Annotated in this window: 21 protein-coding genes and 1 pseudogene; 14 read left to right on the top strand and 8 right to left on the bottom strand. The window is 71.2% G+C overall.

Annotated features, from left to right (window positions below):
• Positions 1-240 precede the first annotated feature (240 nt).
• The 3 genes from ACZ7L7_RS10315 to ACZ7L7_RS10305 form a co-directional block, all read right to left on the bottom strand.
• On the bottom strand, positions 241-972 hold the full coding sequence (locus tag ACZ7L7_RS10315; RefSeq protein WP_285510486.1) for a hypothetical protein: 732 nt from the start codon (positions 970-972) through the stop codon (positions 241-243).
• Positions 973-1,144: 172 nt separating this feature from the next.
• Positions 1,145-1,762 (bottom strand): RNA polymerase sigma factor, encoded by a 618-nt coding sequence (locus ACZ7L7_RS10310; protein WP_285510487.1) that lies wholly within the window; start codon positions 1,760-1,762, stop codon positions 1,145-1,147.
• Between the two features lie 133 nt (positions 1,763-1,895).
• Entirely contained in the window at positions 1,896-2,348 is a 453-nt protein-coding gene (locus ACZ7L7_RS10305) for a hypothetical protein (RefSeq protein WP_285510488.1), read from the bottom strand.
• 233 nt (positions 2,349-2,581) lie between these two features.
• On the opposite strand from ACZ7L7_RS10305, the gene ACZ7L7_RS10300 reads away from it, so the two are divergent.
• Entirely contained in the window at positions 2,582-5,254 is a 2,673-nt protein-coding gene (locus ACZ7L7_RS10300; protein WP_471592721.1) for an FG-GAP-like repeat-containing protein, read from the top strand.
• Between the two features lie 57 nt (positions 5,255-5,311).
• On the opposite strand, the gene ACZ7L7_RS10295 is transcribed toward ACZ7L7_RS10300, so the two are convergent.
• Complete coding sequence (locus ACZ7L7_RS10295; protein ID WP_285510490.1) at positions 5,312-5,701, bottom strand: hypothetical protein; 390 nt, start codon at positions 5,699-5,701, stop codon at positions 5,312-5,314.
• A 156-nt stretch (positions 5,702-5,857) separates the two neighbouring features.
• Here ACZ7L7_RS10295 and ACZ7L7_RS10290 point away from each other — a divergent pair, with 156 nt between their 5' ends.
• On the top strand, positions 5,858-6,394 hold the full coding sequence (locus tag ACZ7L7_RS10290; protein ID WP_453601018.1) for a DUF1877 family protein: 537 nt from the start codon (positions 5,858-5,860) through the stop codon (positions 6,392-6,394).
• A gap of 12 nt (positions 6,395-6,406) precedes the next feature.
• On the opposite strand, the gene ACZ7L7_RS10285 is transcribed toward ACZ7L7_RS10290, so the two are convergent.
• The 3 genes from ACZ7L7_RS10285 to ACZ7L7_RS10275 form a co-directional block, all read right to left on the bottom strand.
• On the bottom strand, positions 6,407-6,964 hold the full coding sequence (locus tag ACZ7L7_RS10285; RefSeq protein WP_285510492.1) for a hypothetical protein: 558 nt from the start codon (positions 6,962-6,964) through the stop codon (positions 6,407-6,409).
• A 75-nt stretch (positions 6,965-7,039) separates the two neighbouring features.
• The gene (locus ACZ7L7_RS10280) at positions 7,040-7,540 is read right to left on the bottom strand and encodes a hypothetical protein (RefSeq protein WP_285510493.1); all 501 of its coding nucleotides are present in this window, start codon (positions 7,538-7,540) and stop codon (positions 7,040-7,042) included.
• 95 nt (positions 7,541-7,635) lie between these two features.
• A complete protein-coding gene (locus ACZ7L7_RS10275) occupies positions 7,636-9,294 on the bottom strand; it encodes a family 20 glycosylhydrolase (protein WP_472075518.1) in 1,659 nt (552 codons plus the stop codon).
• Positions 9,295-9,448: 154 nt separating this feature from the next.
• On the opposite strand from ACZ7L7_RS10275, the gene ACZ7L7_RS10270 reads away from it, so the two are divergent.
• The 10 genes and pseudogenes from ACZ7L7_RS10270 (at position 9,449) to ACZ7L7_RS10225 (ending at position 17,180) form a co-directional block, all read left to right on the top strand.
• Positions 9,449-9,958: a 2-oxo-4-hydroxy-4-carboxy-5-ureidoimidazoline decarboxylase gene (locus ACZ7L7_RS10270; RefSeq protein ID WP_285510495.1), complete on the top strand. Its 510-nt coding sequence runs from the start codon at positions 9,449-9,451 to the stop codon at positions 9,956-9,958.
• Between the two features lie 198 nt (positions 9,959-10,156).
• Positions 10,157-10,537: a succinate dehydrogenase, cytochrome b556 subunit gene (gene sdhC, locus ACZ7L7_RS10265; RefSeq protein ID WP_093721536.1), complete on the top strand. Its 381-nt coding sequence runs from the start codon at positions 10,157-10,159 to the stop codon at positions 10,535-10,537.
• Positions 10,538-10,542: 5 nt separating this feature from the next.
• The gene (locus ACZ7L7_RS10260; protein WP_093721535.1) at positions 10,543-11,025 is read left to right on the top strand and encodes a succinate dehydrogenase hydrophobic membrane anchor subunit; all 483 of its coding nucleotides are present in this window, start codon (positions 10,543-10,545) and stop codon (positions 11,023-11,025) included.
• Positions 11,026-11,044: 19 nt separating this feature from the next.
• Positions 11,045-12,799: a succinate dehydrogenase flavoprotein subunit gene (gene sdhA, locus ACZ7L7_RS10255; protein WP_285510496.1), complete on the top strand. Its 1,755-nt coding sequence runs from the start codon at positions 11,045-11,047 to the stop codon at positions 12,797-12,799.
• Positions 12,799-13,560, top strand: coding sequence for a succinate dehydrogenase iron-sulfur subunit (locus tag ACZ7L7_RS10250; protein WP_453601025.1), 762 nt, complete (start codon positions 12,799-12,801; stop codon positions 13,558-13,560). Before sdhA ends, ACZ7L7_RS10250 begins: the two co-directional genes overlap by 1 nt.
• Before the next feature lie 156 nt (positions 13,561-13,716).
• A complete protein-coding gene (locus ACZ7L7_RS10245; RefSeq protein ID WP_472075515.1) occupies positions 13,717-14,322 on the top strand; it encodes a Uma2 family endonuclease in 606 nt (201 codons plus the stop codon).
• Between the two features lie 94 nt (positions 14,323-14,416).
• Positions 14,417-14,545, top strand: a complete 129-nt coding sequence (locus ACZ7L7_RS10240) for a hypothetical protein (protein ID WP_285510744.1) — start codon at positions 14,417-14,419, stop codon at positions 14,543-14,545.
• 166 nt (positions 14,546-14,711) lie between these two features.
• A pseudogene (locus tag ACZ7L7_RS10235) lies at positions 14,712-14,872 on the top strand (VOC family protein); the annotation flags it as partial.
• Between the two features lie 115 nt (positions 14,873-14,987).
• On the top strand, positions 14,988-16,256 hold the full coding sequence (locus ACZ7L7_RS10230) for an RNA-guided endonuclease InsQ/TnpB family protein (protein ID WP_285510499.1): 1,269 nt from the start codon (positions 14,988-14,990) through the stop codon (positions 16,254-16,256).
• A gap of 201 nt (positions 16,257-16,457) precedes the next feature.
• Positions 16,458-17,180 carry a TetR/AcrR family transcriptional regulator gene (locus ACZ7L7_RS10225; protein WP_472075513.1) on the top strand — a complete coding sequence of 241 codons (723 nt, stop codon included), beginning with the start codon at positions 16,458-16,460 and terminating at the stop codon, positions 17,178-17,180.
• A gap of 104 nt (positions 17,181-17,284) precedes the next feature.
• Here ACZ7L7_RS10225 and ACZ7L7_RS10220 read toward each other — a convergent pair whose 3' ends face one another.
• On the bottom strand, positions 17,285-19,669 hold the full coding sequence (locus ACZ7L7_RS10220; protein WP_472075610.1) for an MMPL family transporter: 2,385 nt from the start codon (positions 19,667-19,669) through the stop codon (positions 17,285-17,287).
• Between the two features lie 167 nt (positions 19,670-19,836).
• Between ACZ7L7_RS10220 and ACZ7L7_RS10215 the strand changes: the two genes are divergently transcribed.
• Complete coding sequence (locus ACZ7L7_RS10215; protein ID WP_285510501.1) at positions 19,837-20,526, top strand: response regulator transcription factor; 690 nt, start codon at positions 19,837-19,839, stop codon at positions 20,524-20,526.
• Positions 20,523-21,974 (top strand): sensor histidine kinase, encoded by a 1,452-nt coding sequence (locus ACZ7L7_RS10210; RefSeq protein ID WP_285510502.1) that lies wholly within the window; start codon positions 20,523-20,525, stop codon positions 21,972-21,974. The genes ACZ7L7_RS10215 and ACZ7L7_RS10210 overlap by 4 nt, the downstream gene beginning before the upstream one ends.
• The last annotated feature ends 169 nt before the right edge of the window (positions 21,975-22,143 follow it).

Below are 22,143 nucleotides of genomic sequence, written 5' to 3'. Positions count from 1 at the left end.
TGATCGTTCAACTTTCCGTGCGGCGCGAAAGGCACGTTACGACCTGAAACCGCTGCTCGTCCATGTCCGTACAAGGCGGAACACAGTCGGGACAACGCGGGGTGTGACAGAAAACGCACTCTCGGCGCTGTAGGAAGTACGGGCCGCCGCGCGGCCCGTGCCGCGCGACGGCCGGGGCCTCTCCTGTGGGGGGTGGCGGCCCCGGCCGTTGCTTTGGCAGGGCGCAGAGGGTGTCTCGCGTCAGTTCTTCGGGCCGGTGGTCCGGCCGCCGCCGGCATTGCCCGCGCCGTTCTGGGCGCCCTGGCCGTTCTCGCTGCCCCGGCCCGCGGCGCCGCGCCCCTCTTCCGCCCTGGCGGCCTCGCCGGGCTCCTCCGCCTCGTCGCCGAGCAGTTCCGCGCAGTACGCCTCGACCTTGTCCGCGCCCCCCGCCGCCTGCGTCAGCCGCGTCCAGGCCGTCGACTTGAGCGCCTTGCCGTTGCCCGCCACGCGGGCGTAGGCGCGGCAGTGGGCCTCGGTGTCCTTCGCGGTGTCCGGGCGGTCGGCCGGGCCGTGGCCCGGAGTGCCCGGGCCACGGCCGGTGACGGGGCCCGAGTGCGACGGGGCCGGGGCCGGGTGGGACCGGGTGCGTGCGGGCTCGGTGTCGGAGGCGTCCGAGGAGGAGCCCGCCGTGCCGATCGCGGCGACCGCGACTCCGCCGAGGGCCAGGCTCGCGAGGATCAGGGAGAGCGTGGCGCGCAGGGAGCGTGCCGTGTGGCGGCGGGTGCGCGGGCGCCAGTCGTCGCGGCGCCGGGTGCGGGCCCGGTGCACGCCCGCGTCCCGGGCCTCGCGGAAGGCGGCGACGGCACGCCGCTCGGCCTCGGCGTCCAGGGCCTCCGGGCGCATGGCGGCGGCCAGCAGGGTCTCCAGGTCGGAGCCGCCAGGGTGCGCGCTCGGACGGCCGGCCGCGCCGCCGTCGCTCAGCTGTTCACCCATGTCCGTGTCCGTTCCTGTTCCGCCCTGTCCGCCCCGGGGCACAGCGGCCTGCCGGGTCCTGCGTGGCCTCTGGGGCCCGTGCGGGCCGCGTGACCCGTGGGGTCGACGCGGTCTCCGCGACCGGTGAGAGGGACCGCGCTGTCCTGTCCTACGCCCGCGCGCCCCACGACGTTCATTTCGACTCCCCCAGCGTGCGCGGGCTCTCATCCGTCACACTCGCCGCGCCCAACTGGTCCGCCAGCCGCTTCAGACCCCGGTACGCGGCCGTGCGCACCGCACCGGGCCGCTTGCCGAGGACCCGTGCCGCGGCCGGTCCGTCCAGTCCGACGACCACCCGCAGCAGCACCGCCTCCGCCTGGTCCCGGGGCAGCCCCCGCACCAGTTCCAGGGCGTGCGCGGTGGAGATCGACTCCAGTGCCTGCTCGTGCGTGCTGTGCGGTCCCGGAAGATCGAGTACGTCCTGCTCGGTCGCCGTCCCCCGGGGCCGTACCCGCTGCCGGCGCAGATGGTCCAGCGCCCGGTGCCGGGCGATGGTCGCGCTCCAGCCCCGGAAGCCCGCCCCGTCGCCCCTGAACCGGCCGAGGTCCCGGGCGATCTCCAGCCAGGCGTCGGCGGCCACGTCCTCGGCGTCGTCGCCGACGATGCCGCGCAGATAGCCGAGGAGTCCGGGCTGCACGATCCGGTAGGCGACCGCGAAGGCCGCCTCGTCGCCCTCCTGCGCCCGCGCCACCGCCCTGCCCAGCTCGGCGTCGTGCGCGTGCCCGCGGCGGGGTTCCGCTCCCTGGCCCAAGAACTGTCCTCGTCCTGCCGAGTTCACGGCGGACCCGTGCCGTTCGGCACGCCCCGCCCCTGTGTTCACGCCTCCACGGGCAACAGCGCCACGCTTCACAGAAGTGTCACAGGACGCCGTCACCCCACCCGTCTCAGGCGACGGCCCGCCGGGCGCGGTGCGGGGCCGGGCGGGCCCGCCCGTGCAGGGTCAGGTAGAAGGTCCGCAGGGAGTCCTCGGGTGCCCCGGACTCGAACCGGTTGCGGACCTTGCCGAGCGGGTTCCACACCCGGCCGTCCGGCATCCGTACCCCCACCGGCTGCCCGAAGAGGTCCCGCTGCCGCTCGTCGCAGTCCACCCAGCGCGCGCCCGCCCGGCGCACCAGCACCTCACCGACGTACGCGCCGAGCCCGAGGAGGGTCTCGGCGGCCCGGTCCGGGTCGGCGCCGCCCTTGCGCAGGCCGTCCAGAAGGAAGTCGACGACCCGCAGGCTGGCCACGGAGTAGTCGAGCGGCAGCCGGCCGCGGGCGGTGACCCGGGTGACGAAGTCGGCCGCGTGACCGCGCATCCCGCTCGCGCCCGGCACCCCGACGTCCGTGTGTCCCATCGCCCCGCCCCTCGCTCGATCCGGGAGCGCGCCCGGTCGACTCCCCCATCCGACCCAGCGGATTTCGCCACCCGGGCATCACAGGTTCGGGCTGTGCTCATCCGCACACAGAAATCACACAGCCGCGTACAACCTTTCGCGAGGGTGATGTTTGCGGTCCGCCCAACGCTGGGGGGAAGGCATGCCTGTTACAGGTGTGACTGTTGTGTCCAATCTCCCTAGGGGTGGGGTAGTTGAGTCCACGTCGGACCCATGCGTACAAACCGCTCAGTCTCAAACGGCGGGCCTGGCTGACCGTCGGAGCGGTCGTCCTGAGCGGAGCGGGGGTCGTCACGTACGCGATGGCCGACCCGCCCGCGCCCGCCGACGACAAGCCCGCCGAGCGCGCGCCGTCGGTGCGGACGCTGAAGCTGCGGAGCGAGGGCGGCGGCCGCAAGGGCCTCGACAAGCGCGCGACGGAACAGTTCAGCGCCGTCGTGGTGACCTGGGACGACCCCGAGGCGGAGACCAGGGGCACCCCTCAGGTGCGCACCCGGGACATCGACACGGGCAGGTGGTCGCCGTGGCGGGACCTGGTCCTGGAGCCGAGCCAGGCCGAGGGCGGGGAGGCCGAGCGGGCCGCCCTGCGCGGCGGCACGGAGTCGGTGTGGACCGGCGAGTCCGACGGTGTCGAGGTGCGGGTCGTGGGCGACGACGGCACCGAGGTGGGCGGCCAGCCCGCCGGGATGGACATCAAGCTGCTGGACCCGGGCACCGGCCCGGAGACCGAGCTGCGGCCGGCCGCCTTCGCGGCGGAGACCTCGGCGCCCGCGGAGACCTCCGCCCCTGCGGAGACCTCCGCCCCCGCGACGACGGAGTCCCCCACGGCGACCGTGTCCACCACGCCCACCGAGTCCGAGTCGCCGACCTCGACCCCGACCGACACCGGGTCGCCGACCCCGACCCCGACGCCCACCGGGACCGTCCCCGAGCCCCGCCCCTCCACGGTCGTCAAGCCGCCGATCATCACCCAGGCCCAGTGGGGCGCCTCCACCGACTACAACGGCACGCCGACCTACGGCACCGGGATCAAGGCCGCCGTCGTCCACCACACCGGCGTCGACACGGACAACACGCTCTCCTGCGCCGAGTCCGCGGCCCGGATGCGCACCATCCAGCAGGCGCACTTCGCCCAGGACTACTTCGACGTCGGCTACAACTTCGTCGTCGACAAGTGCGGGCAGATCTTCGAGGGCCGCAGCGGCGGCATGGACCTGCCGGTGGTCGGCGCGCACGACGCCGGTTTCAACACCGACACGCTCGGCATCTCCTACATCGGCAACTTCGAGTCGGCCAAGCCCAGCAAGGCCGCCCTCGACGCCATCGCGCGGCTGGTCGCCTGGAAGTTCGGCATGTACGGCGTCGACCCGGGCGGCAAGGTCACGCTGACCTCGCGCGCGCCGAAGGGCTACAGCGGCAACAAGGTGGCCGCGGGCACGGAGATCACCCTGCCGCGGGTCTTCGGCCACCGCGACACCAACACCACGCTCTGCCCCGGCGCGAACCTGTACCCGAAGCTGGGCCACATCGCGACGCTCGCCGGGACGCCGGGCATCTCGCACGCCCTGCCCACCGCCGACTTCAACCGCGACGGCGTCAGCGACCTGGTCGCCGGTACCCCGAAGGCCAACAGCGTCACCGTCGTCCCGGGCAGCGTCGACGGTCCCGTCCCGGCGTCCCGGGTCGCCCTGACCCAGAACAGCCCGGGGGTTCCGGGCAGTTCGGAGTCCGGTGACGCCTTCGGCGCCGCCACCGCCTGGGGCGACGTCAACGGCGACGGCCACGCCGACCTCGCGATCGGCGCCCCGGGCGAGGACGACACCAGCGGCAGCGCCGACCGCGGCTCGGTCACGGTGATGTACGGCCCGGGGCTCGACACCGGTTTCTCGTACACCACGAGCGGCGTCACCCGGGCCGGTGCCAAGCTCGGTTCGGCGGTGGCCGTCGGCGACTTCGACGGCGACGGCAAGGCGGACGTCTTCGCCGCGGGCTCCGGCAAGGGCGGCAGCTACCACGTGCGGCTGACCGACGGAGCGACCACGTCCGGCACCCTGACCACGGCCACCGGTGCGGTGGCGTACCTGGACGCGGCGAGCGGCGACTTCAACCGGGACGGCTACTTTGACGTGGCCCTGAACTACCGCGACTCGGGCGGCACCGGCCGCGTGGTCCGCTTCGCGGGCTCGGCGTCCGGCCTGACCAAGGCGGGTGTGCTGTCGGTCAAGGGCGGCCGCTCGGTCGCGGCCGGTGACTTCGACGCCAACGGCTACGACGACCTCGTCATCGGCCAGCCGGTCGCCGCGGAGTCCGGCGCGATCTCCGGCGGACAGATCACCATGCTGTTCGGCACCTCGACCGGCTTCACCACCACCGGCATGAAGGTCGTTCACCAGGACACCGCGGGCGTGCCCGGCGGCAACGAGTCCGGCGACGCCTTCGGCATCTCCGTCTCGGCCGGTGACTTCGACGCCGACGGCTACGCCGACGTCCTGACCGGCGCCCGCAACGAGGACCTCACCCGCGGCGGCGTCCCCTACGCCAACGCGGGTACCGCGGTCCTGGTCAGGGGCGGCCCGAGCGGGCTGACCGGCTCCGGCGCGCTGGCCCTCTCGCAGGACACCGCGGGCGTGCCCGGCGCCGCCGAGAAGGGCGACCAGTTCGGTACGTCCGTGTCGCTGACCGACCTGTCCGGCTACGGCCGCGCCGACCTCACCGTGGGCGCCGAGGGCGAGGACGCCTTCAACGGCATCCTGCTGCACGTCCCGAGCAGCAGCGGCGGCCTCGGCATCGCCGACGCGGTGGCCTACAGCAGGTCTGTGCTCGGCACGCCGACCGGGGGGCGGCTCGGGCAGGTGCTCGCGCCGTAACGGCCCGGAACACGACCCGCCGGGGTCCCGCTCACCGGGCGGGGCCCCGGCCGCAGTTCATATCCCGCGTGTCGCGTCCCGGCACAGCAGCCGCAGCGAGCCGTCCTCGGTGAAGCAGCGGCGGGCCTCCTCGATCGGATCCCACAGCCTGCCGTCGGGCGTACGGAGCCAGTGCTCCCCGCCGGAGGCCCACCACTCGGCGCCGGTCTGCCGGGCGATCACCTCACCGGCGTACGCCCCGAGCCCGCGCAGCACCTCGGCCACGGCCTCCCACGGGGTGCCCTCCCGGCGCAGGTCGTCGATGATCCGGTCCACCCGCCACAGGCTCTGCGCCGAGTAGTCCAGGCGCAGTCGCGCCCCCTCGCGCATGGTCGAAACCGCGTCCGCCGCCCATCGCACCGGCTTCGTCGCGGCCGTGGGCCTGGTCTGCTGCTGAGTCGTCGTCACACCGACAAGAGCGCGCCCACCTCGGGTTTCGTCACCCGGATCGGACGGCTGCGCGCAACCGCCGCAGGATTGCCCCACGGCCGCCCCAGGACCGTCACAGGAACCTTGCGGGAACCGGGTGTGACACCTCGGCGCCGCCGTGCGCTCCACTGACTGATGAGCGTGTACTTCCATCTGCGCGCGGTGCCGCCCTCGGCGCTGCGCAACAGCGCGTCCTGGTTGCGCCGTCTGTTCGACGACGACTGGGACACCGTCCGCGACCGGATCGGCAGGCACCGCGAGGAGGTGCTGGACAAGGGGTACCTGCACCACGAGTTGCTGTACGCGGGCGTGCCGCCGCACCGGGCCCAGGAGGGCCCGTGCACCCAGGTGGTGCTCGGTGGCCGCCCGATCGGTCACCCCGATCCGTCCCGGCCGCCGTTCCTGCTGCTCACCGCGGCCCAGGCCGACCGGGTCGCCGAGTACCTGGAGGACACGGATTTCGCGGACCTGTGGGAGCGGGCCCGCGAGGAGGTGATGCGCCCTTACGGCATGCCGGAGCTGGAGCGGGACGTACGGGGCGCGTTCGCGGCCGCGCACCGGGATCTGCGGGCCTTCTACGCGCAGACCGCCCACTACGGCGACGCGGTCGTGAAGTGGCTGATGGGGTCGGACAGTCGGCTGACGCGGGAAGAGGGCACGCCGGTGGGGTGAGGCACATGAGGGTCAGCCCCGCCCCCGCGCCCGTCTGGACACCACCGCGCGCAGCACCCGGCGCCCCTCGGTGCACACCTCCAGTGCCGGGCGCAGTCCGCCCGCGTCGTGCTGGGCGAGCAGCTCCAGCACCGTGACCTGGCGGCGCAGTTCGGCGGCGACGAGCGGCGGCATGCCCTCGGTGTCGCCCTCGCGACGGGCGTCGACGGGGGTGTCGTCGTCGGCGGCGTCGAGCAGCCGGTGGATCTGGAGCGCGGCGACCGAGCAGGCCTCGGCCCACGCGCGCACCGCACTGTCGGCCGGGACCTTCGGAGCGGCGTCGAGCATCCGGTGGGCGAGGGCGGCCGCCTCGTCCTCCTCGGAGTCCTCGGGGCCGCCGACCTTGCCGCGCACCTGGTCGAGCAGGGCGGCCCACTGCCCGGTGTCGCCGCCGATGCCGAGGGTGCCCCACAGCGGCCGCAGCAGCTCGTCGTCACCGCCCAGCAGGGGCACACACCGATCCAAACAAGCCAACCCGCTGGCGGCCAGTCCGCGTTCGTCCGCCCGAGCGATCAGCTCCACCAGACTCATGCACGCCTCCTTCGCCTGCGGTCCTCCCTTACGGAACCCGCACTTCCCCTAACTGCGTGCGACGGCTCCGGAGTGTCACAGGGGCGCCACGCCGAGCCGGTCGAGCAGCCGGAAGAAGTGGTTTTCGGCCAAAGAGTCGGGGTCGGTGTCGAACACGTCAAGGAGCCCGTCGGCGGTCACCGTGTGCCCGGCCTCCGCGGCCCAGGCGACGGCCCGTTCGGCGGCGTCGCGCGGCTGGAGGAAGTAGTCGTCGAGCGAGACGTCCTCCCCCGCGCCCAGCCGACGGGCCATCGCCTCCCGGCCCAGGCAGGCGGCCCACGCCCCGCTCTCCGGGCCGGCCGCCTCGATCACCGCGCACTCGCTGTCCATGACGTACCCGAACAGTGCGGGCTCGCCGGTCTGATGGGCGAGCTCCAGCATGTTCCCGACGTCGCCCTCGCCGCCCGGGTACTCCCAGATCTGCCAGCCGCCCGCCGTCTCCTGGCGCAGCGTCATGCCCGGCGCGCCCGACAGCGCCGCCAGTTCCGCGAGCGGCCGCTCGGCGCGCCCCACGACGTAGTACCCCCAGTAGCCCATCTCCGTCCCCCCACGCTGTTCGGTTCGGCTCCGGCCGAATACACCACAGCCGTACTGCCGTTCGCAGCCGAACCGGACAATTCCGTACGCGGGGCTCAGCCGAGGCGGTCGGCGAGGGCCTTGAACTGCGCCCAGGACTGCTGGGGCTCGCCCGGGTTCCAGAGCTTCTCCACCGTCGCCCGGATCGGCATGCGCACCCCGGCGGCGACCTGGTCCTGGGTCTGGGAGTTCGCCAGGTCGCACCAGACGGCGAAGGAGCCGCCGAGGATCTGCGGGTCGTAGCGGGCCGGGACGGGCTCGGTGCCGCGCAGGACGCGCGGGGTCCACTGCTCGTAGATGCGCTGCCCGGTGGGGTAGACGAAGGTCTGCGGCTGGCCGAGGACGTAGTAGAGGAACTCGTCGTTGTAGTTGATGACCTTGCGCCCCTCCGCCAGGTACTCGGCCGGCCGGCGGGCGCCGATCTCCTTGCCGGTCCAGTAGGCGACCTGGATGTCCTTGTCGGGCTTGACGGAGGTGTCGCGGAAGAAGCCGTCGTTCCACGCCCGCACGGTCTTGTCGTGGACGCGCATGGTGGCGGCGCGCTCGTTGACCCAGGCGGTCGCCAGGTCCGCGACGGTCGCCCCGGCGCCGAACTCCTGCCGTGCCGCGTTCGCGAGCTGCGGGAAGGACGCCTCCGGGTCGGCGACGGTCAGCGCCTGGTACTCGTCGCCGCCGAGGTGCCACTGGCCGCCCGGGAACAGTTCGGCGTACTCGTTGAGCAGGTCGTCGACGATGTCGTGCGACTCGTCCTTGGAGATGTCGATCGCCCCGCGCGTGGGCACGCCCTGGGTGTTGCGCAGTTGCAGATCGGGGTGGGCCTTGAGGACCGCGCCCAGGTGGCCGGGCGAGTCGATCTCGGGCACCACGGTGATGTGCCGCCCGGCGGCCAGCTTGACGATCCGGCGGACCTGCGCCTTGGTCAGGTGCGGCTCGGAGACGATCTCGGGGTGCGAGTCGGACTCGATGCGGAAGGCCTGGTCGTCGGAGAAGTGCAGTCCGAGCTGGTTGAACTTCAGGTCGCCGAGCTCCCGGACCCGGTCCTCGATCCAGTCGGCGGTGAAGTGCTTGCGCGCGATGTCCAGCATGAACCCGCGCACCGGCTTGGCGGGCTCGTCGCGCACGACGCCCTCCGGCGCGGTGCCCCCGGCGTGCACGGCCTGCTTCAGGGTGCGGGTGCCGTAGAACACGCCCGCGTCGGCGGGCCCGCTGATGGTGACCCGCCCGCCGCGCACGGTCATGGTGTACGACTCCGGGTCCGCGCCCTCGTCGTCGTTGAGGGACAGCCGTACGTCCCCGGCCAGCACGTCGTTCTTCTCGCCCGCGTAGCTCAGCCCCAGCTCCTGGGCGAGCAGCCGGCCCTCGTCGGCCAGCTCCGGGTCCTCCACGACCACCCGCTGCCCGCGCCGCGGCTTCCAGCCGGGCCCGCGCGCCGGGGTGTGCGAGCGGACCGCGGGGATGGTGCGGGGCACGGTGGACAGCGCGTACGACGTCGAGGGGCTCGGCGCCGCGTCCGGCGCCGACCTGGAGCGGCCCGCCCCGGACTCGGCGCTGCCACTCGGCTGCCGGGACACCGAACCGGCCGGTCCGCCGTCCCCGTCGTCGCCGGAGGCCCACAGCCCGACACCGACCCCGAGCGCCGCGACCAGGGCCCCGACCAGGAGGGACCGCCGCAGGACCTTGTTCTTCTCCGGCGCCCGGCGCCTGTGCTGACTCACCCCGCCAACGTACGACCCGCGCGGTCGACGTGCGTCACCCAGACGTTCCGAAACTCTCCCGTTCGGCTGAAATTCGGGCATCGGTCGGACGCCTCACGTCCTATCTCGATAACGTGGCGCCACATCTCTCACAGCTTCCCCTGCCGAAACGCACGTGACGCCCACACACCTTCCTGGCCGAGTGGCCATACCCCACCAGAAGCGCGCCACCACTCTGGAGCGCTTCAACGCGGTACCCGCCGAGGAGCTCCGGCGCACCCTCCTGACCTGCCTGCACAGCCTGCGCTGGGCGCACCGGGTCGCCGCCCACCGGCCCTATCCGACGCCGGACGCCCTGCTGGCGGCCTCCGACGAGGCGGCGTACGACCTGACCCCGGCCGACCTCGGCGAGGCGCTGGCCGCGGAGAGCCTGCCGCCGCTGCCCGAGGACGCCTACTCGGTGGCCCACCTGGCGCTGGGCGCGGCACACGCGGCGTACGAGGCGAAATTCGGCCACGCCTTCGTCGTATGCCTGGACGACCTGCCGCCAAACGAGGCCGTCGACCATGTCCTGGCGGCCATCCGGTCACGATTGGCGAACGATCCCGAGGAGGAGCGGGTCGTGGCGTGGGAGGAACTGCGCCGCCTCGCCCAGGGCCGCCTGCTGGACCTCCTCACGGAGTAGCGGCCGGACCTCCCCACGGAGTGACGGACGCGGCCGGATCACCCATCCGCGTGCCAGTTTGATCACACAGGTAGGCCCGGCGTAAGGCGTACGGGCAACCGTCGCTACGATGCTGGGGGCCGGTGGACCGTACCCGGCCGGGCCCGACCGACCACACAAGCCGGCGCGGCCCCAATCCCCGCTCCCGGAGGGACTTCCGTGCCGGCTGGAACGCTGTACCGCGGCCGGGAAGGAATGTGGTCCTGGGTGGCTCATCGAGTCACCGGTGTCCTCATCTTCTTCTTCCTGTTCGTTCATGTGCTGGACACCGCTCTCGTACGTGTCTCCCCCGAGGCCTACGACGAGGTCGTCGCGACGTACAAGACGCCGATCATCGCGCTCATGGAGTACGGCCTGACCGCCGCCGTCCTCTTCCACGCGCTCAACGGTCTGCGCATCATCGCCGTCGACTTCTGGTCCAAGGGCCCGCGCTACCAGAAGCAGATGCTCTGGGCCGCCGTCGGTCTGTGGCTGGTGCTGATGCTGGGGGCGATCTACCCCCTCCTCGGCCACGCCGCTCGTGAACTCTTCGGGAGCTGACGCCCATGTCCACGACTGAGAAGACCGCGTCCGGAATCGGCCCCGTCGAGGGCGGCTCCGTCTACAACGTCGACAACCCGGCCCCCTACATCGAGGCCCCGCGCAAGCGCACCAAGAAGACCCCGAAGTCCACCCGGGGCAACTTCGAGATGGCCGCCTGGCTGTTCATGCGCCTGTCCGGTGTCGTCCTGGTCGTCCTGGTGGTCGGCCACCTGCTGATCCAGCTCGTCCTCGACGGCGGTGTCTCCAAGATCGGCTTCGCGTTCGTCGCGGGCCGCTGGGCCTCCCCGTTCTGGCAGGTCTGGGACCTGCTGATGCTGTGGCTGGCGACGCTGCACGGCGCCAACGGCCTGCGCACGGTCATCAACGACTACGCGGAGCGCGCGAACACCCGGCTGTGGCTCAAGGGCCTGCTCTACACCGCCACGGTGTTCACCATCCTGCTGGGCACGCTGGTGATCTTCACCTTCGACCCGAACATCCGCTAGGCACGGGGCTGCGAGAATCATGAAGATCCACAAGTACGACACCGTCATCGTCGGCGCCGGCGGCGCCGGTATGCGCGCCGCCATCGAGTCGACGAAGCGCAGCCGCACCGCCGTGCTGACCAAGCTCTACCCCACCCGCTCCCACACGGGCGCCGCGCAGGGCGGCATGGCCGCAGCGCTGGCCAACGTGGAGGAGGACAACTGGGAGTGGCACACCTTCGACACCGTCAAGGGCGGTGACTACCTGGTCGACCAGGACGCCGCCGAGATCCTGGCGAAGGAGGCCATCGACTCCGTCCTCGACCTGGAGAAGATGGGCCTGCCGTTCAACCGCACCCCGGACGGCACCATCGACCAGCGCCGCTTCGGCGGTCACTCCCGCAACCACGGCGAGGCCCCGGTGCGCCGGTCCTGCTACGCCGCGGACCGCACCGGCCACATGATCCTCCAGACGCTGTACCAGAACTGCGTCAAGGAGGGCGTGGAGTTCTTCAACGAGTTCTACGTCCTGGACCAGCTGATCACCGAGGAGGACGGGGTCAAGAGGTCCGCCGGTGTGGTCGCCTACGAGCTGGCCACCGGTGAGATCCACGTCTTCCAGGCGAAGGCCGTCATCTACGCCTCCGGCGGCTGCGGCAAGTTCTTCAAGGTGACCTCCAACGCGCACACCCTGACCGGTGACGGCCAGGCCGCCGTCTACCGCCGGGGCCTGCCGCTGGAGGACATGGAGTTCTTCCAGTTCCACCCGACCGGCATCTGGCGCATGGGCATCCTGCTCACCGAGGGCGCCCGCGGTGAGGGCGGCATCCTGCGCAACAAGGACGGCGAGCGCTTCATGGAGAAGTACGCGCCCGTCATGAAGGACCTCGCCTCGCGTGACGTCGTCTCGCGCTCCATCTACACGGAGATCCGCGAGGGCCGCGGCTGCGGTCCCGAGGGCGACCACGTCTACCTGGACCTCACCCACCTGCCGCCGGAGCAGCTGGACGCCAAGCTCCCGGACATCACCGAGTTCGCCCGGACCTACCTCGGCATCGAGCCCTACACGGACCCGATCCCGATCCAGCCGACCGCGCACTACGCCATGGGCGGCATCCCGACGAACGTCGAGGGCGAGGTGCTGGCGGACAACACCACCGTCGTCCCCGGCCTGTACGCCGCCGGTGAGGTCGCCTGTGTGTCGGTGCACGGCGCCAACCGCCTGGGCACCAACTCGCTGCTGGACATCAACGTCTTCGGCCGCCGCGCGGGCATCGCCGCCGCCGAGTACTCCCAGAAGGCCGACTACGTCGAGCTGCCGGAGAACCCGGCGCAGTTCGTGATCGACCAGGTGGAGCGGCTGCGCACGTCCACCGGCACCGAGCGGGTGGCCACGCTCCGCAAGGAGCTGCAGGAGACCATGGACGCCAACGTCATGGTGTTCCGCACGGAGCAGACGATCAAGACGGCGGTCGAGAAGATCGCCGAGCTGCGCGAGCGCTACAAGAACGTCTCGATCCAGGACAAGGGCAAGCGGTTCAACACCGACCTGCTGGAGGCGATCGAGCTCGGCAACCTGCTGGACCTCGCCGAGGTCATGGCGGTCTCCGCGCTCGCCCGCAAGGAGTCCCGCGGCGGTCACTACCGCGAGGACTACCCGAACCGCGACGACGTCAACTTCATGCGCCACACCATGGCGTACCGCGAGGTGGGCGACGATGGCACGGAGTCCGTGCGTCTCGACTACAAGCCGGTCGTCCAGACCCGCTACCAGCCGATGGAGCGTAAGTACTGATGGCTACCCCCGTTCTGGACAAGGTCGAGGCGGAGTCCGCGGCCTCCCCGTACATCACGGTCACCTTCCGGATCCGCCGGTTCAACCCGGAGGTCTCGGCCGAGGCGACCTGGGAAGACTTCCAGCTGGAGATCGACCCCAAGGAGCGCGTCCTCGACGGTCTCCACAAGATCAAGTGGGAGTTCGACGGCACCCTGACGTTCCGTCGCTCCTGCGCGCACGGCATCTGCGGCTCCGACGCGATGCGGATCAACGGCAAGAACCGCCTGGCGTGCAAGACGCTGATCAAGGACATCAACCCCGAGAAGCCGATCACGGTCGAGCCCATCAAGGGCCTGACGGTCCTGAAAGACCTCGTGGTCGACATGGAGCCGTTCTTCCAGGCGTACCGCGACGTGATGCCCTTCCTCATCACGAAGGACACCAACGAGCCGACGCGCGAGCGGCTGCAGTCCGCCGAGGACCGCGAGCGCTTCGACGACACGACGAAGTGCATCCTGTGCGCCGCGTGCACGTCCTCGTGCCCGGTGTTCTGGAACGACGGGCAGTACTTCGGCCCGGCGGCCATCGTCAACGCGCACCGCTTCATCTTCGACTCGCGTGACGAGGCCGGCGAGCAGCGCCTGGAGATCCTCAACGACAAGGACGGCGTGTGGCGCTGCCGCACGACCTTCAACTGCACGGACGCCTGCCCGCGCGGTATCGAGGTCACCAAGGCGATCGCGGAGGTCAAGAAGGCCCTGATCACCCGCCGCTTCTGACGTACGCCGTTCGTCGGACCGCGAGGGCCCCGTTTCCCCTGGAAGCGGGGCTCTCTGGCATATGCCACACCTTCGGGTGAACGCCCACGAAGCGGCCCTGGGGGCGCCACGCGCCCTACGATGATGCTCTCGACACCCGCCCCTAGGAGGCACGCGATGTCCGCAGCATCCGTCGAGCGGCCCCACGACGAGCGTCCGCTGATCGCGGAGGCCAACCGTCTCATGGACCGCCTTCCGGGCTACCGCGTCGAGATCATCGGAGGCCAGATCCTCGTGACCCCGCCACCGGACGGCCCGCACGCCGTAGTCCTGACCGACCTCATGGTGCCGTTCATGACCGCCGGACTGCACGGCGTGGATTCGAAGGTGATCCAGGGCATCGGTCTCTGGCTGGAGACCGGCGCCGAAGACTACGCAATTCCTGACCTTGCTCTGGTGGACGCGGACTTCCGCGACCACCTCATCGAGAACAACTGCTACGACCCGGTCTGCTTCCGTCTCGTCCTGGAGGTCACCTCCAGCAACTGGAAGACCGATCTCAAGACCAAGGTCACCTCCTACGCCGACGCCAAGGTCCCCGTCTATGTGATCGTCGACCGCAAGCACCAGCGGCTGCACGTCCTGACCGACCCGGCCGGGGACGACTACGCGACCCATCGCATCCACTCCCCCGGCCAACTGGTCACCCTCCCCGACTCCATCGGCGCCGAAGTCACCCTGGACGTCGCGGAGATCCTCCAGGCCGGCGACGTGCGTACGTGACGCAGGGCACTCAGCCGACGCGTTGAACATGTTCAAAAGGCAGGGCTGAGTCTCCCTTGTCAGCGTTTTGAACGCGTTCAACAAGGGGGGCGGCATGGACCGCACGGTCATCGCCTACGTCATCTACCTGGTCGTCAGCATCGCCCTGACGGTCTGGGTGGCCCGCACGCTCAGCCGCAACGGGCGCGCCCCCTGCCGGCCTCGTGGCATATCCGGCGCTTGATCAGCTCCCGGACCGTCAGGCGGTCCTCCGCATCGTTGAGCCGCAGGCCCGTCGCGCACTGCCTAGCGGTCGCCTCGTCGACGAAAGCCACGTGTCCTGTACGCCGACTGTACGAGCCGCCATTGACATCCCGGGCCCCGGCCGCTCATCCATCCATTCTGACAGCATGTCGGATGACGAGTCGTACGAACGGCGCGGTCCGACAACATGCTGCAGACCGTCGGCAACCTCGGCGAGGCCGTCGGGTTCTACGAACGCGCTGGGTTCACAGCAGCGTTCCGCTTGGACGAGTCGGGGATCACGCTGCTCAAGGTCGCCGAGACGCCCCGAATTTCGCGGTCCCGCCGTTGATCCAGGGGCTCCACGGTGTCGGGGGCCACCCGTTCGGGTGAGCAAGACTGAACGAGCCGCAGGTGGTCGTACATGTGTACGTTGAGTGATCGTGAAGCTGGTCGTGCGGGTGAAGCTGCTGCCGACGCCTATGCAGGCGACGGCACTTGAGGCAACTCTGCGTGCCTGCAACGAGGCCGCTACCTGGCTTGCGGCGCACGCTTTCGCGCACGATCAGGCCGCCCTGGACGCCTGGTCACAGGAACGGGAGAAGTCGGACACGTCCCGCCCGATGGGCGACAGGCCGCGTAGGCCTCGGCCGGTCCGGTCCTCCTGGGCGGGCCTGCAGGCGCTGGCCTATGGGGAGTTGAAAAAACGCGGCCTGTCCGCGCAGCCTGCCCTGCACACGTTGCGGAAGGTCGCCGACGCATACACCACCCTCGCGGCGAACACTCGGGCCGGGAACCTGGGCAGGCCCGGCTCGAAGCGCTACGAAAAGGCGCTGTCCAGGCCGGTGGCCTTCCGGCCGGATGCGGCCCAGGCGTTCGACGACCGTTGTCTGTCCTGGCAGGCGCAGGAACGGACAGTGTCGATCTGGACCACCGGCGGACGTGTGAAATCCCTCGCATACACCGGGCAAGCCGAACAACTCCATGTCCTGGACGCCTACCGGCAGGGCGAGAGCGATCTCATCCACTCCGATGGCCACTGGTACCTCCTGGCGACCTGCGAGGTCCCAGAAGCCGTGCTCAATGCCCTGCCGGACGGGTTCCTCGGAGTTGATCTGGGGATCGTGAACATCGCCACCACATCCACCGGCATCCGGCATAGCGGCCGCGGGCTGAACCGGACCCGGGACAATGCCCGACGGGTGCGGTCGAAGCTGCAGAGGAAGGGCACGAAGTCCGCCAAGCGGCGGGCGAAGAAGTACGCAGGCCGGGAAGCACGGCGGGCTCGCGACATCAACCACAAGATCAGTAAAGGCATCGTGGCGGAGGCTGAACGCACCGGACGCGGGATCGCCCTGGAAGATCTGGGCGGCATTCGTGAACGGGCACGGCTCAGGAAGCCCCAACGCACCGCGCTGCACTCCTGGTCCTTTCACCAGCTCGGTGCGTTCGTCGCCTACAAGGCGAAGCGGGCCGGGGTCCCGGTGGTGTACGTCGATCCGGCGTACACCAGCCAGGAATGTTCCCGGTGCCACCACGTCGACCGACGCAACCGGCCTGCCCAGGCCGTGTTCGCGTGCAGGTCCTGCGGCTTCGTTGAGCACGCGGACCTGAACTCGTCCCAGAACATCGCCGCCCGCGGCTGGTGGACTTGGGTTCGCGGGGCCGAGTCACAGGCCCCTGCCAGCGCCGCTCTCACGCTCCTTGCGTAAGACGCCGGAGGTGGCTGGACGCAGCCGCGGCCTCATCGCAGCCAACGATGACCCGAGCAGCAAGCCCAGGACTTTCAGTTCCGGGTAGTTGACGTACAACTTCTTCCCGAACCGAATGTACGGGCCGTACTTCGGCACCGACGCGCAGAATCTGTACCAGGCGGCTCAGTCGTCCTGATCCGCACTGGTTAGTCTCGCTCCGTGCCCTCGAAGAACGACAGCCTTGAGCCCAGCAAGTCCGAGCAGACCCGCGCGCTGATCCTGGAGACGGCGATGCGGCTGTTCCAGGAGCGCGGCTACGACAAGACCACCATGCGGGCCATCGCCCAGGAGGCCGGGGTCTCCGTCGGCAACGCCTACTACTACTTCGAGGGCAAGGAGCACCTCATCCAGGGCTTCTACGACCGGATCGCCGCCGAGCACCAGGTGGCGGTCCGGGAGGTCCTGGCCCGCGAGACCGACCTGGAGGCGCGGCTCGCCGGGGTGCTCAAGGCGTGGCTGGACATCGCCACGCCGTACCACGAGTTCGCCGTGCAGTTCTTCAAGAACGCCGCCGACCCGGACTCGCCGCTCAGCCCCTTCTCCCCGGAGTCGGAGCACGCGCGCGTGGAGGCGATCAGCGTCCACCGGCAGGTCCTCGCGGGAGCCACGAAGACGAAGGTGCCGGAGGAACTGCGGGACGTCCTGCCCGAGTTGATGTGGCTCTCGCAGATGGGCCTGGTGCTGTACTGGATCTTCGACCGGACTCCGGGCCGCGAGCGCAGCTACAAGCTCGCCGAGCGCGGCGCCCGGCTCACCGCGCGGGGTGTCTCGCTGGCCCGCTTCCGGGTGCTGCGCCCGCTGGTGCGCGAGGTGCACGAGCTGTTCACGGACTTCCTGCCGGGGATGACGAAGGCGATGCCGAACCCCGGCGGGAAGTCGTAGGGCGAGGAGTCGTAGGTCGGGGACTCGCAAGGCGGGAAGTCCTGGGCCGGGTGGTCACGAGCGTTGTCGACACCCGCCCGTGACCACCGCGCCCGGCGCCGCGCTCAGTTGACCGCGTCCATCTCGCCCTCCGCCAGCTCCACGTCGTGCACCAGCGGCTCCCCGCCGACCACCACCTGCCGGGCGCGCGAGCCGTACCCGGGGGCCGTGGCCGCCAGCAGATAGGTGCCCGGCGCCGGGACGGAGACGATGAAGGAGCCGTCGGCCAGCGAGGTCACCCGGTCCAACTGGCGGCCGCCCTTGGTCAGCAGCGTCACCGCGGTGTCCGGCACGGGGTCGCCGTCCGCCGTACGGACGTAGCCGTGGACCACGGAGGCGCCGCCCCGGGGCTCCGGCTCCGCCGCCGTGTCCTGCTCCTTCGGCTCCACCGCCAGGTGCGGCAGCCGCTTCTCCAGTCCGGCGGGCAGCCACCAGTTGGCCTTGCCGAGCAGGTGCATCGCGGCCGGGACCAGCGCCGTACGCAGGATGAACGCGTCCAGCGCGACCGCCGCCGCGAGGCCGACGCCCGCCATCGCGCCCTCCATGTCGCCGCTGAGCACGAACGCGGAGAACACGCAGATCATGATCAGGGCGGCGCAGTTGATGACCCGGCTGGTCTCGGCGAGCCCCACCCGCACCGCGCGGGCGTTGTCCCTGGTGTGCACCCACTCCTCGTGCATCCGGCTGACCAGGAACACCTGGTAGTCCATGGACAGACCGAACAGCAGCGAGAGCATGATCACCGGCAGGAACGAGGTGATCGGGCCCTCCTTGCCGATGCCGATCAGTTCCGTGCCCCAGCCCCACTGGAAGATCGCCACCAGCACGCCGAAGGACGCGGCCGCCGCGATCAGGTTCATCAGCGCCGCCGTCAGCGGCACCACCAGCGAGCGGAACGCCACCAGCAGGAGCAGGAAGCCCAGCGTGATGATCGTCGCGACGAAGTAGGGCAGCCGGTCGCCGGTCACGGCCGCGAAGTCCTTGAACACCGCCGTGACTCCGCCGACATGGGCCTCGGCGCCGGAGGCCGGGATCACCTCGTCGCGCAGCCGGTCGATGAGGGCGTCGGTCTCCTCGGACTGCGGGGAGGTCGTCGGCACCACGTTGATCACCGAGACGCCGTTGGCGGGCGGCACGGCGACCGCCTGGGCCACGCCCTCGGTGCCGGAGATCTCGGTGACCAGGGACTCGGGCGCGGGGCCGTCGACGACGACCTGGAGCGGTCCGTTGAAGCCGGGGCCGAAGCCCTCGGCGAGCAGGTCGTAGGCCTGCCGGGTGGTCGTGGACTCCTGGTGGTTGCCCTGGTCGGTGGCGCCGAGCCGGATCGACAGCACCGGCAGCGCCAGGACCGCCATGACCACCAGCGCGCCCGCCGCGATGGACCGCGGCCGCTTCTGCACGAACACCGACCAGCGCGCCGCGAGACCGCTCGCCTCCTCCGGCTCCGGGCCCTTCTCGGCGAGCCGGCGGCGCTGCCTGCGGCTGAGCACCCGCGGGCCGAGCAGGCCCAGCAGGGCGGGCAGCAGGGTGATCGCGGCGAGCACGCTGAGCACCACGGTCAGCGAGGTCGCGATGACCACACCGTCCAGGAACCGCATGTTCATCACGAGCATGCCGGCCAGCGCGATGCACACGGTGCCGCCCGCGAACAGCACCGCGCGCCCGGAGGTGTTGAGGGCGGTGACCGCCGCGTCCTCCGGCTTCACCCCGCGCAGGATGCCGCGCCGGTGCCGGGTGACGATGAACAGCGCGTAGTCGATGCCGACGCCGAGTCCGATCAGCGAGCCGAGCAGCGGGGCGACCTCGGGCACGTCGGTGACATGGCTGAGCAGCATCGTGGAGAGCATGCCGGTGCCGACCCCGGCGATCGCCACCACGATCGGCAGCAGCATCGCGAACAGCGAGCCGAAGGCGAGGAACAGCACGATCGCGGCGGCGAGGATGCCGACCGCCTCGGCGGTGCCGGCCGGCGGTTCCTGGGCGCGGGCGATGGCCTGGCCGCCCAGCTCCACCTGGAGGCCGTCGCGTTCGGCGGCCTGCGCGGTGTCGATGATGTCCTCGATCACCTCCTTCGGGATGGAGTTCGCCTGCTCCTGGAAGGTGATCTGGGCGTACGCGATCCGCCCGTCCTCGCTCACCTGCGGATCGGTGACCTCACCGACCCCGTCCGTCCGGCCGATCTCCGCGAGGGCCGGTTCGATCCGGCTCCGTACGGACTCGTCCCGCACGGAACCCTCGTCCACCTTCCACACCACCGTGTCGGTGTCCCCGGCACGCTCCGGGAACGCCTTCTCCATCAGGTCGTACGCGCTCTTGGAGTCCGTGTCCGGCAGCGAGAAGACGTTCGCGTAGTCCGTGCCCGCGGCGCTGCCGCCGAAGCCCAGACCGAACAGCGTCCCCACCCACAGAAACAGGACCACCAGCCGGTGCCGATAGCACCACCGTGCCAATGCCGCCACGCCCATCGCTCCTTCATCGGTCGTCGGTCGGTCCCCCAGGTCCTGTCAGACAGAATCGGCCGGGCCCCTCGCGCACGGACATGCGACGGGCTCGACTCCAAAGGAACTCCAAAGCACGGGGCCGCCCGGCTGTCAGTGATCGCGCCGATACTGGGGACATGACTACGGCTGCGGGCACGGTGCTGGTCGTGGAGGACGAGGAGAGCATCGCGGACGTCCTCGCCATCGCCCTGCGCTACCACCGGTTCGAGGTGATGACCGCGGGCACCGTCCGCGAGGCCCTGGCGCTCACCGGGCACACCCGGCCCGACGTGGCGCTGCTGGACGTGATGCTGCCGGACGGCGACGGCCGCGCGCTCGGCCGCCAACTGCGCGAGGCGCAGCCCGACCTGGCGCTGGTCTTCCTCACCGCGCGGGACTCGCCCGCCGAGATCGTCGGCGCCCTCGGCTTCGGCGACGACTACATCACCAAGCCGTTCGACATCGACGTGGTGATCGCCCGGATCACCGCCGTACTGCGCCGCACCCGCCCCGCCGACGTCCTCCCCCAGCGCCCGCCGCTGCGCTACGGCGACCTGGAGCTGGACGAGTCGACGTACTGCGTGCGCCGCGCGGGCCGCACGGTGGAACTGACCCCCACCGAGTACGCCCTGCTGCGGTTCCTGGTCCGCAACGGCGGCCGGATCGTGCCCAAGGAGCAACTGCTGCGGCACGTCTGGCAGTACGAGCACACCCCGCCCGAGTCGACCGTCGTGGAGACCTACATCAGCTACCTGCGCCGCAAACTGGACACCCTGGGGCCGCCGTTGATCACCACCCGGCGCGGTGTGGGCTACGGGCTGGCATGAGGCTGCGGTCCGTTCTCGGGCTCCCGCGCGGGCACCGCGGGCGGCACTCCCTGCGCGCGAAGCTGACGCTGGCCAATGTCGCCCTGCTGGCGCTCGGCATCGTCGCGGCCACCGCGATCAGTCTGATGGCGGCCCGCCACTACCTCCTGGACAAGATCGACTCCGAGCTGACCACGACCCGCACCACGCTCCAGAACGCCGGGTTCAGCCTGGGCCAGATCGAGTCCCTCGGCAAACTCGGCATCGCCATGGACCAGTTCGCGGGCCTGGGCGACGAGTCCCTGCCCGCCTCCACCGACTCGGTGTTCGTCGCCGTCGACAACGAGGGACGCCCGATCCCCCTCGGCCCGCTGAAGCCGACCAAGCGGCAGCACGCGGTCGCCGCGGCGGCCGGGGACCCGGCGGACCTCGCCGCGTCGGAGACACCGCGCGATGTCGACGTCGACGGCAAGCCGTACCGCATGATCGGCGCCCGGCTCTCGGACGGCACGCTCGTGCTGATCGCCACCTCCACCGACGCCCTGCACGAGGGCATGGCCAAGGCCGTGAAGCTGGACCTCGCCTTCGGGACCGTGCTGCTGGCGCTGCTGGCCTGTCTGACACTGATCAGCGTCAGCCGCCGGATGCGCCCGCTGGAGGACATGGTGGAGACCTCCTCCGCCATCGCCGAGGGCGACCTGACCCGCAGAGTGCCCTCCAGCCGGGAGACCACCCTGGAGGTCGAGCAGCTCCGGGTCGCCCTCAACTCCATGCTCCACCAGGTGGAGCTGGCCTACCGCACCCGCGAGCGCAGCGCGGCCCAGCTGCGCCGCTTCGTCGCGGACGCCTCCCACGAGCTGCGCACCCCGCTCGCGGCGATACGCGGCTACCTCCAGCTCTACGACAAGGGCATGCTCAGCGACCCCGACCAGCGCAAGCGGGCCTGGGAGCGGGTGATGACCGAGGCCGACCGGATGGGCCGCCTGGTCGACGAACTGCTCTGCCTGGCCCGCCTCGACCAGCAGCCCGAACTCCGCTTCCGCAACGTCGACGTCAGCCGCCTGGTCCGGGACGCGGCGGAGGACCTGCGCGTGCAGCAGCCGGACCGCCCGGTCACGGTCTCCGCCGACGGCGCCGTCCTGGTCCGCGCCGACGAGTCCGGCCTGCGGCAGGTGCTGGGCAACCTCGTCGCCAACGTCCGCACCCACACGCCGGCGGACACGCCGGTCCACCTGTCGGTGACCCGCGGCGACGGCGCCGTCCGCCTCCGCGTCGCCGACGAGGGCCCCGGCCTGCCCCCGGACGACGCCGCCCGCATCTTCGACCGCTTCTTCCGCGCGGGCGGCGGCGCGGGCAGCGGCCTGGGCATGGCCATCGTGCAGGGAGTGGTGCAGGCGCACGGGGGGAAGGTCCGGGTGGACACGGAACCGGGGGAAGGGCTACGGGTGACGGTGACGCTTCCGGCGTAGGGGGTCTCGGGGTGAGGACCTCGGTACGAGGACCTCGGTACGGGCGTCACGGCGGCGGGGCCTTGGCCCGGCAGCCCGGCTCCGGGCGCCACGGTCCGGGAGCCCGGGCCTGGCAGTAGCGATTCGGGCGCCACGGTCCCGGAGCCCCGGCCCAGCCGCCCCGAACCCG

The sequence above is a fragment of the Streptomyces sp. NPDC110618 genome (assembly GCF_055657065.1).
Note: the sequence above shows the minus strand (reverse complement) of the source record. Positions and strands in the feature narration are given on the sequence as shown.

What these genes read in the sequence shown, in the direction of transcription:
- ACZ7L7_RS10315 (WP_285510486.1), bottom strand. Translation starts at nt 972, where the DNA reads ATGGGTGAACAGCTGAGCGACGGCGGCGCGGCCGGCCGTCCGAGCGCG.
- ACZ7L7_RS10305 (WP_285510488.1), bottom strand. Translation starts at nt 2,348, where the DNA reads ATGGGACACACGGACGTCGGGGTGCCGGGCGCGAGCGGGATGCGCGGT.
- ACZ7L7_RS10290 (WP_453601018.1), top strand. Translation starts at nt 5,858, where the DNA reads ATGAGCGTGTACTTCCATCTGCGCGCGGTGCCGCCCTCGGCGCTGCGC.
- ACZ7L7_RS10285 (WP_285510492.1), bottom strand. Translation starts at nt 6,964, where the DNA reads ATGAGTCTGGTGGAGCTGATCGCTCGGGCGGACGAACGCGGACTGGCC.
- ACZ7L7_RS10280 (WP_285510493.1), bottom strand. Translation starts at nt 7,540, where the DNA reads ATGGGCTACTGGGGGTACTACGTCGTGGGGCGCGCCGAGCGGCCGCTC.
- ACZ7L7_RS10260 (WP_093721535.1), top strand. Translation starts at nt 10,543, where the DNA reads ATGTCCACGACTGAGAAGACCGCGTCCGGAATCGGCCCCGTCGAGGGC.
- sdhA (WP_285510496.1), top strand. Translation starts at nt 11,045, where the DNA reads ATGAAGATCCACAAGTACGACACCGTCATCGTCGGCGCCGGCGGCGCC.
- ACZ7L7_RS10250 (WP_453601025.1), top strand. Translation starts at nt 12,799, where the DNA reads ATGGCTACCCCCGTTCTGGACAAGGTCGAGGCGGAGTCCGCGGCCTCC.
- ACZ7L7_RS10245 (WP_472075515.1), top strand. Translation starts at nt 13,717, where the DNA reads ATGTCCGCAGCATCCGTCGAGCGGCCCCACGACGAGCGTCCGCTGATC.
- ACZ7L7_RS10240 (WP_285510744.1), top strand. Translation starts at nt 14,417, where the DNA reads ATGGACCGCACGGTCATCGCCTACGTCATCTACCTGGTCGTCAGCATC.
- ACZ7L7_RS10215 (WP_285510501.1), top strand. Translation starts at nt 19,837, where the DNA reads ATGACTACGGCTGCGGGCACGGTGCTGGTCGTGGAGGACGAGGAGAGC.
- ACZ7L7_RS10210 (WP_285510502.1), top strand. Translation starts at nt 20,523, where the DNA reads ATGAGGCTGCGGTCCGTTCTCGGGCTCCCGCGCGGGCACCGCGGGCGG.